This is a genomic window from Arthrobacter sp. E70 (assembly GCF_058266945.1).
The window spans coordinates 152,272-175,747 of sequence record NZ_JBYQFR010000011.1 but is presented as its reverse complement, the minus strand read 5'-3'; the positions used below and the strand labels follow the sequence as shown (position 1 = coordinate 175,747).

Genomic DNA, 23,476 nt, shown 5'->3' with positions numbered 1-23,476 from the left:
GCGCCGGAGCAGCGCTTCCGGGACGGCCCCAAGCGCGGTGGCGAGCAAGGAGATGGCCAGGACCCGCACCAGGGGTTCGACGTCGGGCAGCTGGAAGAGCCCGCCGATCCAGGGCGCAGCGATAATGGCCAGGACTGCAAGGCCTGCACCCAGCACCACCGAAACAAGCAACGCGGAGCGCGCCGCCACCCCCGAGGCGGGCAGGTAAACCAGGGCCTGGGCCACGCCGGCGTCGGCGATGGTCTCCATGTAGGCCATGAGGACCAGCGCCGCAGCCACGAGGCCGTACTGTTCCGGCGAGAGGAGGCGCGCCAGCACGATCGTCGTGAGGAGCACAATGCCCTTGCCGGAAATGAGCGCGAGCCCTTGCCAGACGGCTCCCCGGAAGCCGACGCGGGCAAGTCCGCCAGCGACGTTAGTCATGGTTCAGTAGTCATGGTTCAGAGCCTTCCTGTGGCCACATTGCAGCAGACTACTGCCGATGGGCGGCCCCGTGGGCCGGACCGGGAAATGTTTGTGGGATTAGGGGTTTTCCCCATAACCCGTCCGGCGCACTGCCGGTGCGCGCTGCTGCCGGATAAACTTGACCAAGGTGATTTTCCCCCCCGAAATTATCGTCGTTTGGCTTATGCGGAGAATCGTGAACAAAGCAGACGCAGTGCCCATAAAAAACAATGAGCCAATTCCGGCCACCCTCATTCTTGTCGCGCCGCAGGAGAATTCCGGCGGGGTGGGGGATTATGCAGGCGAATTTGCCGCCGCTGCCGCCCCGGCGTTTTCCTCCTATCGTGAGGTCAGGACCTTTGGGCCGGGCAGCGTCGGGATCCTTGACGTGCTCCGTTACCGCAAACAGCTCTCCGCAGAGATCGGCAAGTCCCTTTCCGACGGCCCGGTGGTGCTTCACTTCGAGTTGTCCGCGGCGTCGCTGGCTCCGTTTTGGCTCCTCGCGGGCAGGGACAGTGTTATCACCACGGCAACGGTCCACGACCCCCCATGGGCAGTCTGGTGGCCCTTCCGGCTGAAGCCGGTCGCGAAGAGCAAACTTCTCCAGCACGGCATCCACCTGCCGCTTCGTCCCGTCAGCGCCTGGCTGGAAAGGCTGCTGCTGCGGAACACTGCCCTTTTCGCGCTCAGCGAGGTCGGTGCCGGCGCGCTCCGGCGGACTTTCCCGGACTCTCCGGTGATGCCAGCGGTGCACTTCGTCCCGCCCAGGCCTTCCCTTGCACCCCTCCCGGACCGGCCGCTCGCCGTCGGACTTTACGGCCACGCAGCCAAGGGCAAAGGGTTTGAAAGGCTCGTCGAGCTGCGCAAGGGGATTCCCCGTGACGTGGAAGTCATTGTTGCCGGCCGCGGAACTGAAAAACTTCCCCCGGTGCCGGGGGTTACCATCCTTGGTGCTGTTGAGGGTGCCCAGGAGGACGCTTTTTTTGAATCCGTGCGGGCCATCCTGCTGCCCTATGACAAGACGAGCCGTTTTTACGGGCAGATGCTGCCGGCATCAGGCGTTGTTTCCCGGGCCTTTGCCTATGGCACCCCCGTAATTGGTTTTGACGCCGGGACTTTGGGGGAAGCCGTCAGGGCGGGGGGCCTCGTGGTGGTGCCAGCATCGGTTCCGGCGTTGGCAGAAACCGCGTACAAGACCATTACGGACCCCGCCGCTCTTGATCGCCTTGGAAACCAGATCGGGGTACTGCGCAGGGAACGCGATGCCCGCGAAGCTGTTGCGCCCTTTGTGGCGTACTGGAGGAGCGCAGTTGCCACCGCGCTCTCTCCGGAGAAGGATCTTCAATCCTTGTAGTTCCCTGCAACTGCGGGACCTCCCGTCCGCAGACGTGATGCGGATACCCACAAACCGGCCGGCGTTGGCCTAGTGGCGGCCCGGCGCTGCGCCTACGGTGAAAGTGCGGATCCATTTGCCGCGATGCCGGGCCGCTTCGGACCCCTTGAAGCCACCTGGGCACCATGACCGATCAGCAGAGGAGCGACCAACCGTGCAATTGCTTTTCCTTGTGGTCGCCTTGGCGCTGGTCAGCGTCGCGCTGATCCTGGGGCGTTCCTACCACGTACTTATCGGGCTGGTGATCGCCGCAGGGTGGTCCCAGGCGCCCCTGCTCAGCCTCACCCATTCGAGTGCTTTCCAATTCGTTGATGACGTGCCGGCCGCGGTCCTGGTTCTGGCCGCTGTCATCAGATCCTTCACCGCGTCGGATAGACGGCTGCAGAAGGCCCTTGGGCTGCTGTTGCTTTTGGTCCTCTTCGTGGCTGTTGGGTTCATGCGTTCTCCGGACAGTGGAATCGGCATCGCCCAGGCGCGGCAGGTACTCATGCCCCTCGGGCTGGTCTTTGCAGGCTACGTGTACCGGGACCTCATCCAGTGGTCCAAGGTTGTCAGCTGGCTGCTGTTTATCGGCGGCCTGACCGTGGTGTGGGTCATCGTGGAGGAGATCAAGCAAGCCCCGCTGATTGATCCCTCGTGGTACTACCTGAACGTTGTTGGCGGCAATCCCAAAGGGATGAGGATGGGGCTTCCACCTGCGTATTTCGCGGATGGCGTCTCTGATGGCGAAGCGGCCCTCCGCCCGGGCGGCCCCTTCATGAACCCGCCGGTTATGGGCTTCCTGCTGGGGCTGGCAGCGTTTGCCGCCGTCGCAAAGCTCCGCGGTTTCGCCCGGATGGGCATGCTGGCAGCAATTGGCGTGTCCCTCTTCTTCGCCTACGCCCGGGCGGGAATCCTGATCTTCCTCGTAGTGACGCTGGTGTATCTGATCTGGGTGAAGATCGGCAAATACGCCGGCTTGCTCGTGGGCATCGCACTTGGCGGCTACCTTTTCTCGACATTCGTTGAGCAAGGCAACACGGCAAGCCACTCAGACGGACTGTTCTCCGGCCTCATGCTGGGCCTGCAGGCGCCCCTCGGGCTGGGCTTCGGCACCACCGGGTACCAGGCCGCACTGGAAGGCGCGTCCACCGGCGTGGGCAGCGAGAGCCTCCTGGGCCTCTACTTCGCCTGGCTGGGCTGGCCTATCATCATCGCCGTACTGTTACTCGCTGTCCGCCTTTGGAAGCTGCTCAGCCGGGTGCCCAGGGGCGCGAGCCTTGCGGTCTGGCTCACGATTGCCTTCGTCCTGGCCGTGGCTTCGTCCGAGTCCGCCTCGTCGATTGCGTCAACTCCGGTTCTTTGGCTGGCCGCGGGCGCCGTCCTCGGCCTGAAGACGACGCGGACGACGCCGGCACCCTACGCCGTGCCGGGTGGCCAGGCGTTGCAGCACATGTAAGGCACGGTTGCCAGATCCTGCCGTGGCATGACATCACGGCCGCTACTTCATCCAGGCCGGACAAGTGATCCAGTTTCAGAAGAACGCAGATCGACGGCGCGCAGGGAAACTTCACCGCGGACCCCAGCGGGATCCCGGTGACGTACACCGCGGCTCCCGGGATGCAGAACGGCAAGTCGCGTCCCGCTTTGGAGTACCGGAGATACCGATCTGGAAGCGGCAAACCGGCCATCCAGCGGCACAGGCCGCGTCTGGTCCTATTCGTGGACATTCAGGCGGGAGAGCTCGCTCCCGGTCAAACCATCAGTCTTGCCCTGGACCAGCCCATCAACAAACCCGAAGCCTGAGGATCTGCCCCATCTCTGGCCACGGCCCAGAAATCCTTGGCGGGTATTCACCGCTACGAATCCGGGCGGCGCACCCCGAAGCCCGGGGTGCGGCGGACGGGTTTAGCGCGGCGGTTATCGTGCCGAAGGGCGGGGGCCGAGCGACGCCCAGCCCCTGGTTGCCTCCTCATGGAAACGCTGTGCAGCCAGTGCTGCTTCGGTCCGCCCGTGCTCCAGTGCATGTTCAACCGCGGCGGCCCACGCCTCGACCTCCTGCTCCGTCCCTGGCGTGGCCCCGGTCTCCGGTACGAGGAGACGGGATTGCGGCCCGTACAGTTCCCGCAGGCTCGTTCCGGCACGTCCCACTATTGGAACGGCCCGTTCGAGCGCCCGGATTGCGATGCCGCTCTGGTAGAACCGCTTGTACGGGATGAGGATGGCGCCACTGGTGGCAATAAGTTCATCGAGTTCCGCCTCGGAGACGAAGCGCGCGTCAACGTTCCAGCCCGCGACGTCCGGCCAGCCGCGGCCAACCACGTCGAGGTGGTACTTCGAGCCAAGCCTGCCTGCCAATGACTCGAGCAGGCCCACATCCCTGTCAGCCTTGTACTGGCCGAGCACGCGGACCCGCGGCCTGGTATCCGTCCCCCGGGCAGTTGCGGGCACGCCGGCCGCAGCGGTGGCAGGAAACATCGGATGGGGCAGCACCGTGAGGCCTTCCCCAAGTCCTACGTCCTCCATGGCCAGCGCAGCTTCCTTGCTGTGCACCACGGTGGCGGGCAGGTTCCGGACCAGCCGCACCGCCCGGGCGACAGCACGGCTGCTGCCTACCGAGCGGACCAGTGGCCGCGGGTCGTGGTAAATGACGATTCCCGAGCTGCCACACAGGGCCTTGACCATCAGGAGATCCAGGAAACCGAGGACCGGCCACGTGAGAAGGACCTTCTCCGGCCTACGCGCCTTGCGTGCCTGGCGTCCGGCGGACATGAGCAGCCGGGAATAGGCCGCCAGCCAGTGCAGGCGGCTCTTCCCGGATTGCGAGGGTTCGAGAACGGAAAGCTGTTCCGACTCGATTCCTGCGTCAGACAGATGCTGCAGCAAGGCAGCCGTGTAATGGTTGAGCGCCATGCCGAGCGGGTTTACCACTATGACCCGCGGACACCCGGCGGGGGCTGGGCGGGGAGCCTGAATTCCGTTTGTCCGGAGTCCGAAGGTCACTTCCGCGCCCCCCGTCGGGTCCTTTTCCTCGTCAGGATTGCTTCCTGGAGCGTCACTTCATAACTCGTGCAAACATCTTCCCAGTTGTAATGCACGGCCGCCCGTTCCCTGTTCGCGGCCCTGGCCTTGGCCCTCAAATCCTGGTCGTTCAACATCCGGCGCAGTGCCTGCTCAATGGCTGCGGGTTCCGGTGCCACCAGGTGTTCCTCCGCCGTCAGGACTTCGGCGTTGTAGGGTGTTTGCCGCGCTACAACGGGGGCGCCGCATGCCATTGCCTGGACCAGGGCCGGGTTCGTTCCCCCCACGCTGTGGCCATGGAAGTAGACGCCGGCGTGGTGCCAGAGCGACAGGAGCTTCCGGTCGTCACTGACGTGGCCAAGCCACTTGACGTTGGCGTGCTCGCCCAGGCGCTGAGCGGCCTCATCCAGGCTTCCGCCGTAGCCGCTGGAACCGACGATGACCACCGGATGCTGCTCGGCGAGGACTTCGGCTGCCTGGAAGAACTCGGACACAGTGTTTTCGGGAACAAACCGGGCAACCATCAGCACGTAGGAGTCCGGTTCCAGGCCCGGGACGACTTCACGGGGACTTTCAAGATTCGCTCCATAGGGAATGAAGACGCTGTCCCTGCCAAAATCCTGTTTCCAGCGGCGTTGGATTTCCCGCGAGTCGCTGATCAGGATCGTGCCGTAACGCGCCGTCATCCGCGCGCCCTGCCGGAAGACGAATTTGGCGAAACGGCTCCATTTCGCCCGTTCCCATTCAATTCCGTCCACATTCACCACCGTGGGTATGCCCCGCAGCTTGAGGAGTGGAAGGAAAAAGCCATTGGCCACGTTCATGACCAGGGCAACCTGGGGCTTCTGCCAGACTGCATGAAGGACCGAGGACAAACCGAACGAGAGGGTGCTGAGGGACTTGCTCTCCAGTCCCACAGTCGTCGTGGTCCGCACGCGCGGGTCCCGGTCGGCGTCTTCGTCCTTGGTCTGGCCTGGCCGGCAGTACACGTTAACGTCCCATCCGGCGTCCGCAAGAAACGGTGCCAAGCGCCGCACGGCGGTCTCAAAACCACCGTAATAGCTCGGGTAGCCGCGCGTCCCGATGACCACAACCGACCTGGACATTCGTTCTCCTCTGTAAGTTTCGTCAGACAGTGCTGCTGCGTTCGGTACTGCCGGCCGGAAGCGGGGCGGTCGCGGCGGACAGGGATGTGCCGCCTAGGATGAAGAGACACTCCTGCTCAAGGTGTCTTCGCCGGCTTCGGAGACGGGGGGAGGAAGCTCCCGGCGCCTTGCCCGGGGTGCATCATCCGGGCCTTTGGGAACGTCGGCAGGTTCCGGTTCCGGCGTGTAGTACGAGTAGCCGTCGAATTCTTTTGCCGGCACACAGTTCAGCAGTGTGCCGAGAACGCCTGCGCTGACCCTTCGAAGGTTTCCAAGGGACTTTGAGAGCTGTTCCTTCGTCGTCCGGCCGGCCCTGACAACCACGATGGCACCGTCGGCGACGCGTGCCAGGAGCACGGCGTCGGTGACCGGGAGCAGCGGGGGAGCGTCAATGATGACGACGCCCCTCTCCGACAAGGAACCGATCAGCTGCTTCATGGCCCGCGAGCTCAGTAGTTCGCTCGGGTTCGGCGGAATCCGCCCGGCTCCCAGGATCCGCAGGTTGGGCAGGTCGCTCCGTTGCTGGAGAACGTCGTCCACGCGCGCTTTTCCGGTCAGTATGTCCGTGATGCCGATTCCCGGAACCACTCCGAAGATACGTGCAAGGCTGGGGTGCCTGAGGTCTCCGTCGACAACGACGACGTCCTCGCCTGCCGCCGCCATGGCTGACGCAAGGTTGGCCGCGATGGTCGATTTGCCTTCCCCGCTCACGGAACTCGTGACGACGATGATGCGGGGTGGGTTGTCCACGTCGAGGAAGGTCAAATTGGTGCGCAGTTCACGCAGTGCTTCAGCGAATGCCGGGTTTTGTCCGTACGCATTGGGCTTGCCCGACGGGCTCTCCAACACTTTGTCGCCACCTTGCAGCGTGGAATCGACGGGAAGCGCCCCGATCACCGGTACGGAGAAGAGCTTTTCAACCTCTGCTGCCGTGCGGACCCGCCGGTCCAGGCGGTGCCGCAGGAGTGCGGAGACGTAGCCCAGAAGGAGGCCCATGAGGGCACCGGAAACCGTAGACAAGCCAACGCCCGGAGAGACAGGAGCCGTGGGAACGGTGGCCGCGTCCAGGGAAACCAGGGACAGCGGCGGCACCGCCGCAGGCGCGGGCTGGCCTGCTGCCGCCGCAGTGGCAGACGCCCTTTCCCTCTCTTGAACCTGCTTGCCCAGCTCGGCAACCCACGCGTCAGCGACTTTCTGAGCAGTGGTGGGGTCGGAGGACTCGGCGTGGATCCGGATCTCGGCCGTGTCACGGGGAACATTGACACTCACGGAGTCCAGCAGTTCGGCTCCCGTCATCTTCACTCCCGTGGAAGCACTGACGTTGTCCGCAACGAGCCGCGATTCAGCCAGGGACTTGTAGTTCTTGGCCCTCGCCTTGGCGAGCGTGTCCCCGGCAAGGAGGTTGCTGACACTTTCCGTTCCGGCTGCAACCACCACTGCGCTGGCCTCTGCGGCGTAAATGCGGGGCCGCATGGAGCTCCACGCCATCGCGGCCACGGTGAAGACCAAGGTCACCACCGTGATGAACTTCCAGTAGGTGCGGGCTATGCGGGCATAGTCCCTCAGGCCCAGGCCGGCCCCGGATCCCTCGTTGCCGGCGGCAATATCCTGGTTACTCAACTGACCTATCCCTCCTGGAGGTTGATGCTGCGGACGGGCAGGCGCGGTAAAGGGACCTGACCAGGTCCAGTCAGTTTGCGGGACCTCTTCTTTTGCCATGGTTGCTCCCTTTTCCGGCGGTTTATCTTGTCGCTGCTTGCCGCTTTTGCCGTACGCTGCCAAGCTATTCCGCCCGCGGCTGCCGTGGTTCCGGAGGTCCGCCCGTGTGTGGGTGTGCGGGGGGAAGAATGTGGAAATTGCGGGTACCTGCAATGGTCCGGGCGCTGAACCGCAGGGTCACGAAAACGTGCGGGCTGCGCCGCCGTCTGGCAACGCAGCCCGCACGGAGCCCTAAGTGTTGCTCAGCTGGCGGGTTTCAAGGCCGTTTGCCATGCGGCGACTCCCTTGGAGCTTGAAAGGGTCCACGTGGCGGTGCCGCTGGCGCCGGCGGTGGACTGCGGCTTGTCGGCCTGCTCAGCTACCTGCCCGCCCGCGGCCTCGTAGCGCTCGGTCCATCCGGTGGGCGGTGTCGCGGCGGGGTTGCCACTGTCGAACCCCACGCCGCCAATCAGGAGGGCGCCGTTGCTCGCGGTGGTAATCCCAGGGACCGTGATGCTGGTGGCCGAATAGGTGGCGTCCACCTTGGTTGCCACGCCGCTGTCCAGGGGCGTGGTGGTGTTGACGCCGCGGTAGGCCGTGATGCCACCGCCCCACTTCACCGCCGGGCTGGTGGTCCAGGAGTAGGAGGACCCGTCACCCGTTCCGACGACGTGGTAGTACGAAAACAGCGCAGCTCCGGTGCTGATCTTGAGCCCGTTGACGATTGGCGTCCACCCGGTGGGGACGGTACTGATCGAGGGGTTCTGGTCTGCGGTAAAGGACGCAACCAGGACGTCGCCGGCGGCAGTCGCCGAAGGCTTGGCCAGCGTAATGGTGGTGGCAGTGCCGGAGTAGTTACTGGCCGTGCCCACCACGCTGATGGCCCCCGTTGGAGAAGGGGAGGGCGAGGGTGACGGTGACGGTGACGGTGACGGGGACGGCGACGGGGAAGGAGAGGGTGACGGGGACGGCGACGGCGAGGGTGCCGTTCCCAGCGGCCGGTCCGAGTACCAGTAGCGCTGCGTGGCCTTGTTGCTGGCCATGACCACCACACCGGTGGTGGCGTTCACGCTCTGTTTGGTGGTGGTGACGTCGTTGATGTTGGCCGACGCCCCGTCCTGGATGACCGGGGTTCCACGGCCGCTGCCGAAGACGGGGTTGTCCATGGAAGCAGTCTTTTCGTAGATACTGCCCGGGATGCCCGAGTATGCGCAGCCGGATACCGACGTGGATGGTCCCGTGTAGAACGCCCTGACCAGGTTGTTTGTGGTGTCCAGCAGTATCTGGGGCCGGGTGACGCAGTCAGCAATGGTGGCGATGGTGGACTTGGTGAAAGAGCCGGTCCCTGGCTTGAACACCAGCAGTTGCAGCTCCGGAAGTGTCTTGTCGGTCGAGGTGTCATTCAGGCTTGTCTTCACGGCGGCGTAGACCCGTCCAGCCGAGTCGGCGATAAGGGCTTTGATGTTCAAGTGGTCATCCGCCTGGCCCTTGCCCTGGACTGCAGGCTGGAAGTTCCATGACGATGCCGCCGTGGGGGAGGTTCCGTCGGTGCGGGTGGCCCAGTAGACGGCGTTGGAAGTGTGGTCGCTCCACATCACCCCGATTTTGTTTTTTCCGAAGGCGACGATGGCGGAAATGTCATCCGGGGCAGGGTTTGGATCCGCCACGGGCAGGACGAAGGGCGTTCCCCAGCTGGTACCCCCCGGGGTGGATGCGTTCACGTAGACCTTGCTGGTGTAGCCGGAGGTGGAGCTTCCGGAGACCTGGGTCCAAGTGGCCCAGATTGCCCCCGTGGTGTCCTTGTCGATGGTCATCGACTCGCTGCTGTTGTTGGTGATGGTGGTGGGAAAGCCGGAATCCAGTGTGTATTTGCCGGAAGCGTAGCTGTAGCGGTAAAGCTTGGCTGGCTGGCCGGAGACCGATGGCTTGGCACCCGAGTCCCCCGATATCGTCACAACGTGTGAGGCGATGTACAGCTTGTTGCCATCCCACAGCGTGTCCGCCAGGGTGTTGCTGCGGTTGTCAATGAGGATGCCGGTATCCACCCAGGTCCGGCTTGCCCTGTCCAGGCGGAAGATGTGCCAGCCGCTTCCGGTGGCCCACATGTCGGCCCACCATGTGCCGTCGTTCCACCAGAGTTTGCTCTGGGGCTTGTCCGACGTGGGGACGTTCGCCACACCGGAGTAGCCGATGCTCTGGTAGCCGTAGTTTTCAGCGGCCTGGGCACTGCCTACGGCGGTTATCAGGCTGACGATCAGGGCAACAGCCAGGGCTAACGACTGGGCTGCGAAGGCTGCGGGGTTTTTAGCTTTGGGCATCGTGTCCGCCTTGGGTGCAGGAGGGAATGTATCAGGAGGCCCCCAGCCGCCCCGCGTTTACGGACAACTTAGACTTCCGTATTCCCCCGGGACAATAGGGTGTTTCGGGGGTAGAGCCACTAGGGGGTTGCGGGGTCGCCGGCAGAGGGTTTTCCACATAGGCCCCGACCTGGAGACGGGGCACGTACCTCCGCCGCTAGCCTTGAGCCAAGCGCGAATCGCCTAACCGGGCGGGATGCACTAAGATGGTGAAGTCTGTGCTGCGTCCAGCTCCCGTTCCGGGACGGGGCGCCGCCGGCACGCAAATGAACCTCCTGTTACGGAAATGCCGTAACCGCTTAGCCCAAAGGAGGTGGGTTCACATATGCGTCCTTACGAATTGATGGTAATCATCGACCCCGAGGTCGAAGAGCGTACCGTTGAGCCGTCGCTTCAGAAGTTCCTGAACGTCATCACCAACGATGGTGGAACCATCGAGAAGGTTGACATCTGGGGCCGTCGCCGTCTGGCTTACGACATCAAGAAGAAGTCCGAAGGTATCTACGCCGTGGTGAACTTCACCGCCAAGCCGGAAACCGCCAAGGAACTTGACCGCCAGCTGTCTCTTAACGAGACCATCATGCGCACCAAGATCACCCGCCCCGAAGAGCAGAAGGTTGTTGCTGAGTAATTCAGCACCCGCTTTCATTCTTTACCCCGCAGGACACGCACTCTTCACCCAGGATCGAACAAGGAGGCAGTAGATGGCAGGCGAGACCACCATTACGGTCATCGGTAACCTCACCAATGACCCGGAATTGCGGTTCACACCGTCAGGTTCCGCAGTAGCGAACTTCACCATCGCTTCCACTCCACGCACCTTTGATCGCCAGTCCAACGAGTGGAAGGACGGGGAAACCCTGTTCCTCCGCGCCGCGGTGTGGCGTGAAGCAGCCGAGAACGTTGCCGAATCCCTCACCAAGGGAATGCGCGTCATCGTGACCGGCCGCCTGAAGAGCCGTTCCTACGAAACAAAAGAAGGCGAAAAGCGCACCGTCATCGAGCTTGAGGTCGACGAGATCGGCCCGAGCCTGCGCTACGCCAACGCCAAGGTCAACCGTACCCAGCGCTCCGGCGGGGGTCAGGGTGGCTTCGGCGGCGGCAACAGCGGCGGTGGCTTCGGAGGCGGCAACTCTGGCAACCAGGGTGGCAACTCCGGTGGAGGCTGGGGCGGCGGCAACCAGCAGGCTGCACAGGACGATCCCTGGGCCACGCCCGGTGTGTCCAACGCAGGCGGCTGGGGCAACGGCCCCGATTCCGAACCTCCCTTCTAAACAACCAACAACGGCCTGACGCCGGAGTGCTAAAGGTGCCGTGAGGCACCGGGGTGCTGCCGCCGTCGGACCACCACCATCCCGTGGATCAATATCCACGGGCTCCCTAGAATAGGAGCTCCACGATGGCTAAGGCTGAACTCCGTAAGCCCAAACCAAAGTCCAACCCCTTGAAGGCCGCTGACATCACTGTCATCGACTACAAGGACGTAGCATTGCTGCGCAAGTTCATCTCCGACCGCGGCAAGATCCGCGCCCGTCGCGTCACTGGCGTTACGGTGCAGGAACAGCGCAAGATCGCCCAGGCAATCAAGAACGCCCGCGAAGTTGCTCTGCTGCCTTACTCCGGCGCTGGCCGCGGCTAAGGAAGGGATTAACTAACATGGCAAAGCTCATTCTGACCCACGAAGTTACCGGTCTCGGTGCTGCTGGCGATGTTGTCGAGGTCAAGGACGGTTACGCACGTAACTACCTGCTGCCCCGCAACTTCGCCCTGACCTGGTCCAAGGGTGGCGAGAAGCAGGTTGAGTCCATCAAGGCTGCCCGCGCCGCCCGCGAGCACGCTTCCCTCGAAGATGCTCAGAAGCAGGCCGCTGCACTGTCCGCCAAGCCGGTCAAGCTGGTCGTCAAGGCCGGTGAGTCCGGCCGCCTGTTCGGCACCGTCAAGCAGGGCGACGTCGCCGACGCTGTTGAGGCCGCTGGCCTTGGCAAGATCGACAAGCGCAAGGTTGAACTGCCCGCCCACATCAAGTCGGTTGGTTCGTACCAGGCCAACGTCCGCCTTCACGCTGACGTTGCTGCTGTGATTGAACTGGACGTGGTGGCAGGGAAGTAATTTCCCCACTCCACGTCACGACCCCCGTTGCCGGATTCCGGCGGCGGGGGTCTTTCGTTTTCGCGGTGGTAGCCTGCACCGGTGAACCAAAGGATCCCCCGCAGCCGTCCCTTCCACCAGGTCGACGTCTTCTCCCCGCAGGCCTACCGCGGCAATCCGCTGGCCGTCGTGCTCGATGGCCAGGGCCTGGATACGGCCACCATGCAGCACTTCGCCAACTGGACCAACCTCTCCGAAACGACCTTCCTCCTGCCTCCCGAAGATCCCCGCGCTGATTACAAGGTCCGGATCTTCACGGGCTCCGAGGAGTTCCCCTTTGCAGGCCATCCCACCCTGGGCTCAGCGCACACCTGGCTTGAGGCCGGGGGAGTGCCCCAAACCGACGGTTATGTGGTGCAGGAGTGCGGCGCCGGCCTGGTCCGGATCAGGCACGACGGCGGCCGCCTTGCCTTCGCTGCCCCGCCGCTCACCCGCTTTGGCGCACTGGGGGAGCAGGAGCGCCAGCAGGTGGCGGAGGGGCTCGGCCTGGCTGGCGGCGACATCGTCGATTCGTCCTGGCTGGTCAACGGTCCGGAGTGGATTGGCGTCCTGCTGGAGTCTGCGGAGCAGGTCCTGGCCATCGATCCGGATGCGGCTGCCCTGGGAAACCTCAAGGTCGGGGTGCTGGCCCCGCACGGACCCGGCGCGGATGCCGACTTCGAGGTCCGCACTTTCCTGCCCGGTGATGCGTTGGCGGAGGATCCTGTGACCGGCAGTTTCAACGCGGGCGCGGCGCAGTGGCTGATCGGCAGCGGCAGGGCCCCTGAGCGCTACGTGGCCTCGCAGGGAACCGTCCTGGGGCGGTCGGGGCGTATTCATATCGAAACCGGGGACGGGGACATCTGGGTGGGCGGCCACTCAACAACGTGCATCCAGGGAAGTGTGCTGCTCTGATTCGTCCCTTCGGGAATATCCGGGCGACAGAGGAGGTTCAGGGATATAGATGCAAACGCATATAGCTGAATTGAACGAGCACCAGGAGAATGCCATGGAAACCCGCCGCATCACCGTCCTCTCCGCCGGACTTGGCGTACCGTCATCCAGCCGCCTGCTGGCGGACCAGCTTGTCGCCTCGACGGAGCGCCAGCTCAGGGCGGCCGGCTACGAGGCAGCAGTGGAGGTAGTGGAACTGCGGGACCTGGCCGTAGACATCGCCAACAACTTCGTCACCGGCTACGCTGGGCCGCGCCTTGCGGAGGTTATCGCCGCCGTTGAGGCATCGGACGGAATCATCGCCGTGACCCCGGTATTCAGTGCTTCGTACAGCGGACTCTTCAAGTCCTTCATTGACGTCCTGGATCCCAAGTCCCTGGATGGCAAGGCAGTCCTGCTGGGCGCCACCGGCGGCACGGACCGCCACCAGATGGTCCTGGACTACGCCCTCCGGCCGCTGTTCAGCTACCTGCGCACCCGGATGGCACCTACCGGCGTCTTCGCCGGACCCCAGGATTGGGGCACCGCCGACGAGGGCGGGGCGTCACTGGCGGACCGCATCGAGCGAGCCGCAGGCGAGTTCAGCAGGCTTCTTGAAGGGGCGCAGCCCGGCCGCAAGCCGGCACCCTTGGAATCCCTGCCGTTTGAGCAGCTGCTGGCGGGGATCGCCGGCTCCCGCTAGCGGCCCGATCGCTTTAGTCGTCCAGCAGGGCAATGAACTCCCGCGCCTGCTTCAGCGAGATGTCCGAGTGCCGGGTCAGTGCGTTGGCGGCGGCCTCGGTATCCCCGCTGCGGGCAAGGGTGCGAATCCGGCCGTAGATTTCATCGTTCAGCATGTTGCTGCTGACCTCGCGGGTCACGTCGCCCTTGCTGGCGATGGCCCGGTAGCGGTACGGAAAGCGCTGCGGTTCGTCGTCATCGTCGTCCGGCGCCGGCGAGGCTTCGGGGGTCCGGTAGGGCTGGGGGTGGGCGGCCAGGGCACCCACGGCGTCGCGGGAAGCGCGCAGCCCCTCTCCAGTGGCTTCGTAGTACAGCTTGATGGCTGCCATCGCCTGGCCCTGCGCGATCAGGGCATACAGCCGCCGGTGTTCATCCTCCGACAGCCTTGCCGCCGCTGCCCTCGCTGCCTCCTGCGGCGTGGACGCCGGCTCGACAGGCGCCGCGCTGCGGGAAGCCCTGCGGTTGACGACGCCACGGTACGCCAACAGGACCGCGGCCATCACGGCGAGAAGGATCAGGACCGGGACCACGAGGGATTCCATTGTTCAGTGCCGTTCTGTGTGCTTCCTGGCCGTAGCCAGGTCCGGGTAAATTGCCGGGCTCTCCGCCCGCGGGTGGTCCTGCAGGCCGCTGCTCAGCCGCGGCGTGCCGCCGGGGCGGCTGCCTGGCTCCAGTCGCGCCCGCGCGGCCATGGCGGCCTGGACTTGGGCGGCATAATGGTTGGCCGCCCGCTCGGCGAGTTCGCGCTGGTATTTGTCGGCCTCGGACATGCCGGTGCCCCGCGGCCGGAGGGCCGTGGCCAGTCCCCACAGGATCGCCGCCAGTACCACCGCAGGCAACAGCACCAGCAGTAGATCGCCCATACCTAGAGCTTATTCCAGTTCGAGGTTATCCACAGCAATATTCACTGCTTCGTACATAGGACGGGGACGGCGCGGCCATAGTCCGGCTGCTGAATATGACCAACGCCACGGGCCCCCGCCACAAGCGCTGGTCAAGGCTCAGCCCTTGGCCCGGGCCGCCCCAGCCATCCGCCGGCTGTGGATGAAATTCCCCGAAAGAAATATTTACTCCACATGCTGGTGATGATGTTTTCGCAGGTCAGACGCATTCTGGGGATAAAAGAATTTTACTTTCCACAGGCTTCCCCACAGGCTGTGCACAAGCTATGCCACATACTGCACAGGTTATCCACAGTGCCGTGGATATGCTGGCTTTGCCGTTCGGCGCAGGGCGGCTAGCGTAGCGGGGTACCCGTTCTCCGGGGCCGGCGGCACGCGTCGGGCGGCACTGTGCGGGCTCTCGCGCACGGCCGCGCGCTCCCCTGTGGAAAAGCTGTGGACACTGGGGATAACCCTGTTCGGCCTGGACGCGGACCGCCTGCCGGCACCGATGTCGGAGCCTTCGGGTAGACCTGGAAGGGTGGCGAAGTCCGGTAACCGGGCGGAGCTTTGGGAACGGGATGGATCATCACCGGGGCCGCCAGGACCCGGTTACGAATTGAGGACGGCAGCTTTGTCAATCGCGCATCTGGACCCTGTCGAGGCAACCCGCGGATCGGACGCGAGCCGGAAGCCACCGCAGGACATCGCTGCCGAACAGTCGGTGCTCGGTGGCATGATGCTCTCCAAAGATGCCATTGCCGACGTCGTGGAGATTCTCCGGGGACAGGACTTCTACCGCCCGGCCCACGAGACCATCTACGAGGCCATCATCGACCTCTACGGACGTGGTGAGCCCGCCGATGCCGTTACCGTCTCGGATGAACTGACCAAGCGCGCCGAGATCAACAGGATCGGCGGCCCGGCCTACCTGCACGAACTTATCCAGACGGTCCCCACCGCTGCGAATGCCGGGTATTACGCCGAGATCGTCGCAGAGCGGGCCGTCCTGCGGCGCCTCGTGAACGCCGGAACCAAGATCGTCCAGCTCGGCTACGGCTCCGACGGCGAGGTGGAGGACCTCGTCAACCAGGCGCAGGCGGAAGTGTACGCCGTGGCCGAGCGCCGCACCGCGGAAGACTATGTGGTGCTGAAGGACGTCATGGAGTCCACCGTGGACGAGATCGAGGCGTCCGGCCATCGCGGCGAGGGAATGACCGGCGTCCCCACGGGATTTTATGAACTGGACGAACTCACCCATGGGTTGCACCCCGGCCAGATGATTGTCATTGCCGCCCGTCCGGCCGTGGGCAAGTCCACCTTTGCCCTGGATTTTGCCCGGTCCGCCGCCATCAAGAACAACCTGTCCACTGTGATGTTCTCGCTGGAAATGGGCCGGAACGAGATCGCCATGCGACTGCTTTCCGCGGAAGCCACCATTGGCCTTCAGGACCTCCGCAAGGGAACCATCAAGGACGAGCAGTGGTCCAAGATCGCCACCACCATGGGCCGGATGAACGACGCACCACTGTTCATTGACGACAGCCCGAATATGTCGCTGATGGAAATCCGGGCCAAGTGCCGCCGGCTAAAGCAGCAGCATGACCTCAAGCTGGTGATCCTCGACTACCTGCAGCTGATGAGCTCGGGCAAGAAGGTGGAGTCCCGCCAGCAGGAAGTTTCGGAATTCTCCCGTGCGCTCAAGCTCCTGGCCAAGGAACTCCAGGTACCGGTGATCGCGCTCTCCCAGCTGAACCGCGGTTCGGAACAGCGCTCCGACAAGAGGCCGATGGTTTCCGACCTCCGCGAATCCGGCTCCATCGAGCAGGACGCGGACATGGTGATCCTGCTCCACCGCGAGGACGTCTACGACAAAGAATCCCCCCGTGCTGGAGAAGCGGACATCCTGGTGGCCAAGCACCGTAACGGCCCCACCAAGGACATCGTGGTGGCGTTCCAGGGCCACTATTCCCGCTTTGCCAACATGGCGGGCGACGCCGGCGGAGGCGGAGGCTTCTAGGCTGCGTCGGTCGGGTTACCGGCAGCGGCCGCCTGCGCCAGCAGGTGGTTCGGCAGCCGGTTGCCGGGCGCCGTCCCCCGGATCTCGAGGAGTTCGCGGGCGTGGGCGTGGAGCCGCTTGTCCTCCTCGCTGACCGGCACCCATGCGGGGACCGGCACGGAGGTTCCTTCCTCGTCGCGGGCCACCATGACCGTGAGGCAGTAGGTGGTCAGGTTGAGTTCGCGTCCCTTCGGGTCCCCCGAGCGGACATGTACGGCGATATGCATGCCTTTGGTCCCGGTGTAGACGAGGCGCGCCTCCACCTCCACCACATGGCCGATCAGCAGCGGCCGGTAGAAGCGGACGCCCCCGGAAAATACGGCGACGGTGTCCCTGCCGCAGTAGCGGGACGCGCAGACGTACGCGGCCTCGTCAATCCACTTCATCACGATGCCGCCGTGGACCTTGCCGCCCCAGTTGACGTCGGTGGGTGCGGCCATGAACCTCAGCGTCACGCGCTCTGCGGTTCCGGCATCGGTATATTCCTGGCGGTTCATGGCTTCCACGATCTGCTCCCGGACCTTGATGCGCGCCAGTGCGTGGTCGCGCTGCTCAACCTCCGCCGGGGTGGCAGGTTCGAACTGTGGCACGGGGATGGGTTTGCCGTCCTCGCCCACCGCCACGAAGATCACCATGCACTGGCTGCGCATGGTGGCCGGGCCGCCCTTGGGGTCGCCTGAGGACACCACCGTGTGGATGTGCATGGAGGACCGGCCGGTGTACACGATGGTGGCTTCCACCTCCACCATGTCGCCGCTGTTGACGGGGTCGGCGAAGTGGATGTTCCCCACGTATGCGGTGACGCAGTAGGACTTGGCCCACCCGACGGCTGCCGCGTAGGCGGCCTTGTCCACCCATTCCAGGACGGTGCCCGCATCTACTGACCCGCTGTGCCCCACATCGGTGGGGGCGGCCAGGAAGCGGAGGGTCACGGAGTTGGGGCGCCCGGTCTCAGTCATGCTGCGATCATACTGAGGGCTTCTGTTACCTGCCGGTTGGGCCCGCAACAGAACGGCCGGATCGGAAGGTTGCCGCTTAAATACCGACGGCGGCCGGGCACGTAGGGTGCCTGGCCGCCGTCCGGCGAAGCAAGGTTAGGGTGCAGGGTACCGGTGGGGAGGGTCAGGCGAGGACAGCCAGCCGGGAGTTGTTGCGGCCGAAGAGGGCGCGGTCCACGGAGAGGCGGCCCGGGCCTGTGAGTGCCAGTACGAAGGAGGCTGCCGCCAGGAGCAGGACGAGTTCGTAACCCCCGCCCGCGGCGAAGACGCCCGCGGATGCGTGCACCAGGACCAGGGCGCCGAGCATATCCAGGACCAGGAGTGCGGCAACCACCCGGGTGAGGACGCCCAGAATCAGTGCAACGCCGCCCGCCAGTTCCAGGACGGCGACTGCGGGGGCCATGGCTTCGGCGGCGGGTACGCCCATCTTGGCGAAGGAGGCCTGGGTTCCGGCAATGGTCCATTCGTTGAACTTCTGCCAGCCGTGGGCTGCGAAGAGGAAGCCCAGGACGAGGCGGAGGGCAGTGAGCGCGGTGGTGGTGAGTCGTGACTGGTTCATGGGACTACTCTTCCGCGGAAATGGTTGAAGAGTCAACTATTTCGGGTGTGGGATTTGTCATGCCGGACCCAGCACGCCTGCCCGGGGGGCGGCGGCAAGCAGGCGCCGATAAGCTGGCAGCGTGTCCCAACTGCCGCCTCCTGCCACCGTGCCTGCCACCCGGACGCCTGCCCGCGAGATACTCCGCCTCGCCGTCCCCGCCTTCGGCGCCCTGGTGGCCGAGCCGCTCTTCCTCCTGGCCGATTCCGCCATTGTTGGCCATCTTGGCGTGGCCCAGCTGGCGGGTGTGGGACTCGCGTCAGCGGTGCTGCAGACCGTCGTCGGACTGATGGTCTTCCTGGCCTACTCCACCACTCCCGCGGTAGCGCGGGCCATCGGTGAGGGGCGGGTGGGGAAGGCGCTCGCCGCCGGCCGTGATGGTGTCTGGCTGGCCCTGCTGCTGGGTGTGTTCCTTGCGTTGGCGGGCTTCCTGGCGGCGGAACCGCTGATTGGCCTCCTCGGCGCCCAGGGCAGCGTGCGGGCTTTCGCCGTGGATTACTTCCGGTGGTCCATGCCGGGACTGGTGGCCATGCTGTTGATCTTTGCCGGCACCGGTGTGTTGCGGGGCCTGCAGGACACCCGGACTCCCTTGGTGGTGGCTACGGCAGGATTTGGCGCCAACATCCTTGTGAACCTCTGGTTTGTGTACGGCCTGGGCTGGTCGGTCGCCGGTTCGGCTGCGGGCACCAGTCTTGCGCAGTGGGCCATGGCGGCCGTCTATGTGGCCATGGTGCGCAGGAATGCGGCACGCCACGGCGTCAGCCTGCTGCCCAGCTGGCACGGCATCCGCGGCATGACGCGCGTGGGGTCCTGGCTGATGCTGCGCACCCTCAGCCTGCGCGCAGCCATCCTTGCCACGGTGCTGGTCGCCACGGCCCAAGGCGAGGTGAACCTCGCCGCCCACCAGTTGGCCATGACAATTTTCTCCTTCCTTGCCTTCGCCCTCGATGCCCTGGCCATCGCGGCGCAGGCCCTGATCGGGAAGGAGCTGGGCGCCTCCAATGCAGCCAGGGCGCGGCTGCTGACCAGGACCATGGTCCGCTGGGGTGCGGGCTTCGGTGTCGTGACCGGGCTGCTGCTCGCGGTGGTGGCTCCCTCGGCCGGTGCGCTTTTTACCTCCGACCCGCAGGTGCAGTGGGTCCTCGCTGTGGCACTGTGGGTGCTGGCGGCCGGGCAGCCCGTCGCCGGGTACGTCTTTGTCCTGGACGGCGTGCTGATCGGAGCCGGAGACGCGCGGTACCTGGCGCTGGCAGGGCTGGTAAACCTTGCGTTCTATGCCCCGTTGCTCGCTGCGGTGGCTGTCTCCGGCGCGGCCGGAGCTGCCGGGCTTGGGTGGCTGTGGATGGCGTTCGGGATCGGCTACATGGCGGCCCGTGCCTGCACCCTGGGCCTGCGCGCGCGGTCCGACCGGTGGATGGTGCTTGGGTCCGCCTGAGGTTGCGGACGGCGGGCCCCGGTTCGGCGTCCCAGGCACCGCCACTAAACTGGAGCGGTGACGCAACCATTGACACCGGCGGGCGCTGCTCCCGGAACCGCCCACCGCGCCGACCTCTGGAAGCCGGTGCTGCTCCGCGCAGCCGCGGCCCTGGTATTCGGAGCCCTTACGGTTTTCTGGACCGCACCCTCCGTTGAGGTCATGGGCTGGGCCGGCGGCCTCTACCTGCTGGCCACCGGCGTGCTGACCATCCGGAGCATCCCTGCCGCGGGCCTGGGGCAGAAGTCTCCGGCCGGAAAGATGCTGTCCGCCGCAGGAGCGGCCCTTGCCGGTGCCGGCGTCGTGGTGGCCCTGCTGCACACCGACCTGCTGTTCGGGGTGATAGCTGCCCTGGGCCTGGGTGTGGCCGGAGTCCTCGAACTGGCCTGCGGGTTGCGGTGCAGGGGAGGCCATGTGCTGGGCCGGGACTGGATTGCGTCCGGGGTGGTCGGGGTTGGAACGGCCGTGCTGCTGCCGTTCTTCATTGGACTGGGCGCCCATGCGCTCCTTGGCGTCGCGGGAGGCGGAGCCATCATTTCCGGCGTCCTGTGGGTGATTTCCGGGCTGACCCTGCGGCACGATGCCCGGGCCGCGGCCGGAAAGCCGTAAACTAGGAGGGGTGCCGTTCTACTTTCTGTAGAAATTTCGGCAGGCGCCCCCGCTATCCGCAACACCAGGCCGGCTGCAACGCCGCCTGCAGGAAGGAACCATCGTGGCTGACCAGCATCCAGGAAAACCGCGCAAGCTGCGGACCTCGGTGAAGGGGCCGCTGATGTTTTCCGCATTCTGGGCCGTCGCCGCCTTTGTGGCAGTGCTGGTTTTCGCTTCGGGAGGAAGCGCGCGCGCCCCCCGCTTTGACCTGGCGTTCACTGCCGCCGGCATCGCCTTTATCGTCACGCTGGTCATCGCAGCCATGCTGTCGATGAGCTACAAGGAAAACGCCGAACACCTCGGCAAGGGATCGGGAGTCAACCTGAGTTCCGGCCCGAAGTCGACGCACGGTTTTGGTGCGCCGGGCAGCCAGAACCCGCCTGCGCCCGGTGGCGGCGCGGACGGCAACCCCGAACGCTAGGACGCCCAGGGGCCGCCCCTCCCGCAACTATCCGGCTGTCGCCTGCCTGGCGCGGTAGGCGGCCACGTGCGCCCGGTTGGCGCAGTTGCCGGTATCGCAGTACCGCCGGGAGCGGTTGCGGCTCAAGTCCAGCACCGCGGCGTTGCAGTCCTCGGATTCGCACGTACGCAGCCGGTCCATCTCCTTGCTCCGGATCACGTCAGCCAGCGCCATGGCCGCCTCGGTGCCCATCCGGTCTGCCAGTGGCGCCTCCGGGGCGGTGGCGTGCAGGTGCCAGTCCCAGCCGTCGTGCTTCATCAGCTGCGGCAGCGCGTGGGCGTCCCGCAGCACCTTGTTGACGGTTTCCACCGCGGCGTCCTCCTCGGCCGTCCATACCGCCGCGAGCACTCCCCGCAACTGCCGGACGCTTTCCAGTTCGGCGGCATCCCGGGTCCGGCCGCCACTGAAGCCCTCGGCGGCCAGGAACGCGTCAAGATCGGCCACCGAACCCAGGCCCTCCCTGCCGTTCGCCGCCGAATTGACCAGGTTGACCACCGTACGAAGTGCCACCTCGGTGTCAGGGGCAAAGACCACGTTGACTCCTTACACTGCGGGGGCGTACTGTCATGACCATTACCCCACTTTACTCCTGACAGGAGGCGACGGTGCCTGCCGCCAACAATAACCACACCCATCACGCTGGCGTCTCCAGTGCCCAGCGCAGCCCCCTGGCATCCGGCCTTGGCATAGCGCTTTTCTCATCCGCAGTCTTTGGCCTCTCCGGCTCCTTCGCCAAGGCCCTCCTGGAAACCGGCTGGTCACCGGGGGCGGCAGTCACGGCCCGGCTCACCGGGGCAGCCCTGATCCTTGCCGTTCCGGCCGCATACGCCCTCCGCGGCCGCTGGCACCAGCTGCGGAACAACTGGCTCACCATCCTGCTGTTCGGGGTCATCGGGGTGGCGGCGTGCCAGCTGTTCTACTTCAACGCGGTGGCCAGGCTGTCCGTGGGCGTCGCGCTGCTCCTGGAGTACCTTGCCCCGGTGATCATCGTCTTGTGGCTTTGGGTGGCCAGCCGCAGGCGGCCCAGGGTGCTGACCTTCGGCGGAACGCTGCTGTCCCTGGCTGGCCTGGTGCTGGTGCTGGACCTGACGGGCGCGGTCAAGGTGGACCTGGTGGGTGTCCTGTGGGGCGCCGCAGCGGCCGTATGCCTTGCCATCTACTTCTTCATCACCGCCAAGGAGAACGACACCCTGCCACCTATCGTGCTGGCCTCCGGCGGGCTGATGGTCGGCGCCGTGGTCATGTGGCTTACCGGTGCCACCGGCCTGCTCCCCATGGCGTTCAGCACGGCGGACACCAGGCTGGGGCCATGGACCACACCGTGGTGGGTGTCCCTCGCGGGACTGGTGGTCCTCGCCACCGTCCTGGCCTATGTTTCGGGCATTATGGCCGCCCGGGCCCTTGGCTCCAAGGTGGCATCTTTCGTATCGCTGACGGAAGTCCTCTTCGCCGTCCTGTGGGCGTGGCTGCTGCTTGGCGAGCTGCCGGGCGCCATCCAGCTGCTCGGCGGCGTGCTCATCGTCGGCGGGGTCATCCTGGTCCGGCTCGACGAGCTGCGGAACGCAGCGGCGGCAGCGGGCGGTGCTGCTGCGGCACCCAGGGCGGCTTCCCCGCTGGAACACGCGAACGACGTCGAACCCGTCCCTTAGCCCTGGCGTTGCCCTCTGCCGTCAGCCAGGCGGTTCATCCGCTTAAAGGCCAAGGGCCCGGGCACCCCTGCGGTGCCCGGACCCTTGGCGGCGGCAATCCTGCCGCGAAGGCGTTAGCCCTGGGAGGCCTGGCTCTGCTGCTCGGCGTTGCGCTTGGCCTGGGCGCCGGCGTCCTTCAGGGCTTCGGCAACCTTGGTCAGCATGGTGGTGTGGGTGCCGGACCATTCCTGGCGGAACTTGTCCGCGTCCGGGCCCTTCCAGTCGGTGCCGCTCAGAACCTTGGTGAGAGTGGACTTCTGCGTCTCGATTTCGGACGCGCCTGCCTGAAGCTTGCTGCCGAGCTGGCGAAGCTGCTCAACGTCTGCACCCCAAATAGCCATCAGTTTCTCCTTGTTGGTAGTGGATCCGAACCAGGTCGGCATCCCCAGCGGCCTCCCGGCCTATCCGGAAGATCCATTGCCTAAAACCTACCCCGGCGTCCGAAAGGGTGTCGATGGGCACCCCTGCCCATGCCGGACTCCCCATGCCCTGGGCCCGGCGACGGGCGGAAAGAGGGGTCGATTCAGGCGTCGGAAGGGCCTAGCATGGCGGTATGTGCCGGAATATCCGAACCCTCCACAACTTTGAACCGCACGCCACCTCCGAGGAAGTGCATGCCGCAGCGCTGCAGTATGTCCGAAAGATCAGCGGCAGCACCAAGCCGTCCAAGGCCAACCAGGAGGCTTTCGACGAAGCGGTCCACGAGATTGCACACATCACCCAGCACCTGCTGGAATCCCTCGTGACGCAGGCTCCCCCGAAGGACCGGGAGGCCGAGGCGGCCAAGGCCCGGGCGCGCGCCGCCGTGCGGTACGGCGCGGCCTGACGC

The 23,476-nt window shown here is 65.3% G+C and carries 25 protein-coding genes; 14 read left to right on the top strand and 11 right to left on the bottom strand.

Annotated elements, in window-relative coordinates; genetic code table 11:
- Positions 1-423 (bottom strand): oligosaccharide flippase family protein (locus AC3IMC_RS15375; protein ID WP_490919427.1); only part of this gene is annotated, 423 nt, incomplete at its 3' end.
- 235 nt (positions 424-658) lie between these two features.
- Here AC3IMC_RS15375 and AC3IMC_RS15370 point away from each other — a divergent pair.
- Positions 659-1,798 carry a glycosyltransferase family 4 protein gene (locus AC3IMC_RS15370; RefSeq protein ID WP_490919426.1) on the top strand — a complete coding sequence of 380 codons (1,140 nt, stop codon included), beginning with the start codon at positions 659-661 and terminating at the stop codon, positions 1,796-1,798.
- Positions 1,799-1,991: 193 nt separating this feature from the next.
- On the top strand, positions 1,992-3,275 hold the full coding sequence (locus AC3IMC_RS15365; RefSeq protein ID WP_490919425.1) for a hypothetical protein: 1,284 nt from the start codon (positions 1,992-1,994) through the stop codon (positions 3,273-3,275).
- A gap of 461 nt (positions 3,276-3,736) precedes the next feature.
- On the opposite strand, the gene AC3IMC_RS15360 is transcribed toward AC3IMC_RS15365, so the two are convergent.
- The 4 genes from AC3IMC_RS15360 to AC3IMC_RS15345 form a co-directional block, all read right to left on the bottom strand.
- Positions 3,737-4,729, bottom strand: coding sequence for a glycosyltransferase family protein (locus AC3IMC_RS15360; protein ID WP_490919424.1), 993 nt, complete (start codon positions 4,727-4,729; stop codon positions 3,737-3,739).
- Positions 4,730-4,815: 86 nt separating this feature from the next.
- A complete protein-coding gene (locus AC3IMC_RS15355) occupies positions 4,816-5,943 on the bottom strand; it encodes a glycosyltransferase (protein WP_490919423.1) in 1,128 nt (375 codons plus the stop codon).
- Positions 5,944-6,036: 93 nt separating this feature from the next.
- Positions 6,037-7,602 (bottom strand): tyrosine-protein kinase domain-containing protein, encoded by a 1,566-nt coding sequence (locus AC3IMC_RS15350; protein ID WP_490919422.1) that lies wholly within the window; start codon positions 7,600-7,602, stop codon positions 6,037-6,039.
- A gap of 341 nt (positions 7,603-7,943) precedes the next feature.
- Positions 7,944-9,998: a hypothetical protein gene (locus tag AC3IMC_RS15345; protein ID WP_490919421.1), complete on the bottom strand. Its 2,055-nt coding sequence runs from the start codon at positions 9,996-9,998 to the stop codon at positions 7,944-7,946.
- A gap of 364 nt (positions 9,999-10,362) precedes the next feature.
- Between AC3IMC_RS15345 and rpsF the strand changes: the two genes are divergently transcribed.
- From rpsF to AC3IMC_RS15315, 6 genes are all read left to right on the top strand, one after another.
- Positions 10,363-10,668, top strand: coding sequence for a 30S ribosomal protein S6 (gene rpsF / locus AC3IMC_RS15340; RefSeq protein ID WP_015939036.1), 306 nt, complete (start codon positions 10,363-10,365; stop codon positions 10,666-10,668).
- A gap of 73 nt (positions 10,669-10,741) precedes the next feature.
- Positions 10,742-11,311: a single-stranded DNA-binding protein gene (locus AC3IMC_RS15335; protein WP_221384391.1), complete on the top strand. Its 570-nt coding sequence runs from the start codon at positions 10,742-10,744 to the stop codon at positions 11,309-11,311.
- A gap of 125 nt (positions 11,312-11,436) precedes the next feature.
- Entirely contained in the window at positions 11,437-11,676 is a 240-nt protein-coding gene (gene rpsR / locus AC3IMC_RS15330) for a 30S ribosomal protein S18 (protein ID WP_003800144.1), read from the top strand.
- 17 nt (positions 11,677-11,693) lie between these two features.
- Positions 11,694-12,146, top strand: coding sequence for a 50S ribosomal protein L9 (rplI, locus tag AC3IMC_RS15325; RefSeq protein WP_018769834.1), 453 nt, complete (start codon positions 11,694-11,696; stop codon positions 12,144-12,146).
- An 81-nt stretch (positions 12,147-12,227) separates the two neighbouring features.
- Positions 12,228-13,079, top strand: a complete 852-nt coding sequence (locus AC3IMC_RS15320; protein ID WP_490919418.1) for a PhzF family phenazine biosynthesis protein — start codon at positions 12,228-12,230, stop codon at positions 13,077-13,079.
- A 94-nt stretch (positions 13,080-13,173) separates the two neighbouring features.
- Positions 13,174-13,800: an FMN reductase gene (locus AC3IMC_RS15315; protein ID WP_490919416.1), complete on the top strand. Its 627-nt coding sequence runs from the start codon at positions 13,174-13,176 to the stop codon at positions 13,798-13,800.
- 13 nt (positions 13,801-13,813) lie between these two features.
- Here AC3IMC_RS15315 and AC3IMC_RS15310 read toward each other — a convergent pair whose 3' ends face one another.
- Together AC3IMC_RS15310 and AC3IMC_RS15305 are read right to left on the bottom strand one after the other, a co-directional pair.
- Positions 13,814-14,380, bottom strand: a complete 567-nt coding sequence (locus tag AC3IMC_RS15310; protein WP_490919415.1) for a hypothetical protein — start codon at positions 14,378-14,380, stop codon at positions 13,814-13,816.
- 3 nt (positions 14,381-14,383) lie between these two features.
- On the bottom strand, positions 14,384-14,701 hold the full coding sequence (locus AC3IMC_RS15305) for a hypothetical protein (protein WP_490919414.1): 318 nt from the start codon (positions 14,699-14,701) through the stop codon (positions 14,384-14,386).
- Positions 14,702-15,353: 652 nt separating this feature from the next.
- Between AC3IMC_RS15305 and dnaB the strand changes: the two genes are divergently transcribed.
- A complete protein-coding gene (dnaB, locus tag AC3IMC_RS15300; RefSeq protein ID WP_221384386.1) occupies positions 15,354-16,739 on the top strand; it encodes a replicative DNA helicase in 1,386 nt (461 codons plus the stop codon).
- Here dnaB and AC3IMC_RS15295 read toward each other — a convergent pair.
- Together AC3IMC_RS15295 and AC3IMC_RS15290 are read right to left on the bottom strand one after the other, a co-directional pair.
- Entirely contained in the window at positions 16,736-17,737 is a 1,002-nt protein-coding gene (locus AC3IMC_RS15295) for an acyl-CoA thioesterase (RefSeq protein WP_490919413.1), read from the bottom strand. The genes dnaB and AC3IMC_RS15295 overlap by 4 nt on opposite strands.
- A 163-nt stretch (positions 17,738-17,900) precedes the next feature.
- Positions 17,901-18,335 carry a DoxX family protein gene (locus AC3IMC_RS15290; RefSeq protein WP_490919412.1) on the bottom strand — a complete coding sequence of 145 codons (435 nt, stop codon included), beginning with the start codon at positions 18,333-18,335 and terminating at the stop codon, positions 17,901-17,903.
- A gap of 130 nt (positions 18,336-18,465) precedes the next feature.
- Between AC3IMC_RS15290 and AC3IMC_RS15285 the strand changes: the two genes are divergently transcribed.
- The 3 genes from AC3IMC_RS15285 to AC3IMC_RS15275 all read left to right on the top strand — a co-directional run bounded on the left by AC3IMC_RS15285 (position 18,466) and on the right by AC3IMC_RS15275 (position 20,920).
- Positions 18,466-19,809, top strand: a complete 1,344-nt coding sequence (locus AC3IMC_RS15285; protein WP_490919429.1) for an MATE family efflux transporter — start codon at positions 18,466-18,468, stop codon at positions 19,807-19,809.
- A 57-nt stretch (positions 19,810-19,866) separates the two neighbouring features.
- Entirely contained in the window at positions 19,867-20,457 is a 591-nt protein-coding gene (locus AC3IMC_RS15280) for a hypothetical protein (RefSeq protein WP_490919411.1), read from the top strand.
- Positions 20,458-20,560: 103 nt separating this feature from the next.
- Positions 20,561-20,920, top strand: a complete 360-nt coding sequence (locus tag AC3IMC_RS15275; protein ID WP_490919410.1) for a hypothetical protein — start codon at positions 20,561-20,563, stop codon at positions 20,918-20,920.
- Positions 20,921-20,947: 27 nt separating this feature from the next.
- Here AC3IMC_RS15275 and AC3IMC_RS15270 read toward each other — a convergent pair whose 3' ends face one another.
- Complete coding sequence (locus AC3IMC_RS15270; RefSeq protein ID WP_490919409.1) at positions 20,948-21,493, bottom strand: CGNR zinc finger domain-containing protein; 546 nt, start codon at positions 21,491-21,493, stop codon at positions 20,948-20,950.
- Between the two features lie 71 nt (positions 21,494-21,564).
- Here AC3IMC_RS15270 and AC3IMC_RS15265 point away from each other — a divergent pair, with 71 nt between their 5' ends.
- A complete protein-coding gene (locus tag AC3IMC_RS15265; protein ID WP_490919408.1) occupies positions 21,565-22,608 on the top strand; it encodes an EamA family transporter in 1,044 nt (347 codons plus the stop codon).
- 113 nt (positions 22,609-22,721) lie between these two features.
- Here AC3IMC_RS15265 and AC3IMC_RS15260 read toward each other — a convergent pair whose 3' ends face one another.
- Positions 22,722-22,988 (bottom strand): WXG100 family type VII secretion target, encoded by a 267-nt coding sequence (locus AC3IMC_RS15260; protein ID WP_221384379.1) that lies wholly within the window; start codon positions 22,986-22,988, stop codon positions 22,722-22,724.
- Between the two features lie 212 nt (positions 22,989-23,200).
- Between AC3IMC_RS15260 and AC3IMC_RS15255 the strand changes: the two genes are divergently transcribed.
- Entirely contained in the window at positions 23,201-23,473 is a 273-nt protein-coding gene (locus AC3IMC_RS15255; protein WP_454484028.1) for a DUF2277 domain-containing protein, read from the top strand.
- Positions 23,474-23,476: the final 3 nt, after the last annotated feature.

What these genes read in the sequence shown, in the direction of transcription:
- AC3IMC_RS15345 (WP_490919421.1), bottom strand. Translation starts at nt 9,998, where the DNA reads ATGCCCAAAGCTAAAAACCCCGCAGCCTTCGCAGCCCAGTCGTTAGCC.
- AC3IMC_RS15255 (WP_454484028.1), top strand. Translation starts at nt 23,201, where the DNA reads ATGTGCCGGAATATCCGAACCCTCCACAACTTTGAACCGCACGCCACC.
- AC3IMC_RS15355 (WP_490919423.1), bottom strand. Translation starts at nt 5,943, where the DNA reads ATGTCCAGGTCGGTTGTGGTCATCGGGACGCGCGGCTACCCGAGCTAT.
- rpsR (WP_003800144.1), top strand. Translation starts at nt 11,437, where the DNA reads ATGGCTAAGGCTGAACTCCGTAAGCCCAAACCAAAGTCCAACCCCTTG.
- AC3IMC_RS15310 (WP_490919415.1), bottom strand. Translation starts at nt 14,380, where the DNA reads ATGGAATCCCTCGTGGTCCCGGTCCTGATCCTTCTCGCCGTGATGGCC.
- AC3IMC_RS15315 (WP_490919416.1), top strand. Translation starts at nt 13,174, where the DNA reads ATGGAAACCCGCCGCATCACCGTCCTCTCCGCCGGACTTGGCGTACCG.
- rpsF (WP_015939036.1), top strand. Translation starts at nt 10,363, where the DNA reads ATGCGTCCTTACGAATTGATGGTAATCATCGACCCCGAGGTCGAAGAG.
- AC3IMC_RS15295 (WP_490919413.1), bottom strand. Translation starts at nt 17,737, where the DNA reads ATGACTGAGACCGGGCGCCCCAACTCCGTGACCCTCCGCTTCCTGGCC.
- AC3IMC_RS15360 (WP_490919424.1), bottom strand. Translation starts at nt 4,729, where the DNA reads ATGGCGCTCAACCATTACACGGCTGCCTTGCTGCAGCATCTGTCTGAC.
- AC3IMC_RS15290 (WP_490919412.1), bottom strand. Translation starts at nt 18,335, where the DNA reads ATGAACCAGTCACGACTCACCACCACCGCGCTCACTGCCCTCCGCCTC.
- AC3IMC_RS15260 (WP_221384379.1), bottom strand. Translation starts at nt 22,988, where the DNA reads ATGGCTATTTGGGGTGCAGACGTTGAGCAGCTTCGCCAGCTCGGCAGC.
- AC3IMC_RS15305 (WP_490919414.1), bottom strand. Translation starts at nt 14,701, where the DNA reads ATGGGCGATCTACTGCTGGTGCTGTTGCCTGCGGTGGTACTGGCGGCG.
- AC3IMC_RS15335 (WP_221384391.1), top strand. Translation starts at nt 10,742, where the DNA reads ATGGCAGGCGAGACCACCATTACGGTCATCGGTAACCTCACCAATGAC.
- rplI (WP_018769834.1), top strand. Translation starts at nt 11,694, where the DNA reads ATGGCAAAGCTCATTCTGACCCACGAAGTTACCGGTCTCGGTGCTGCT.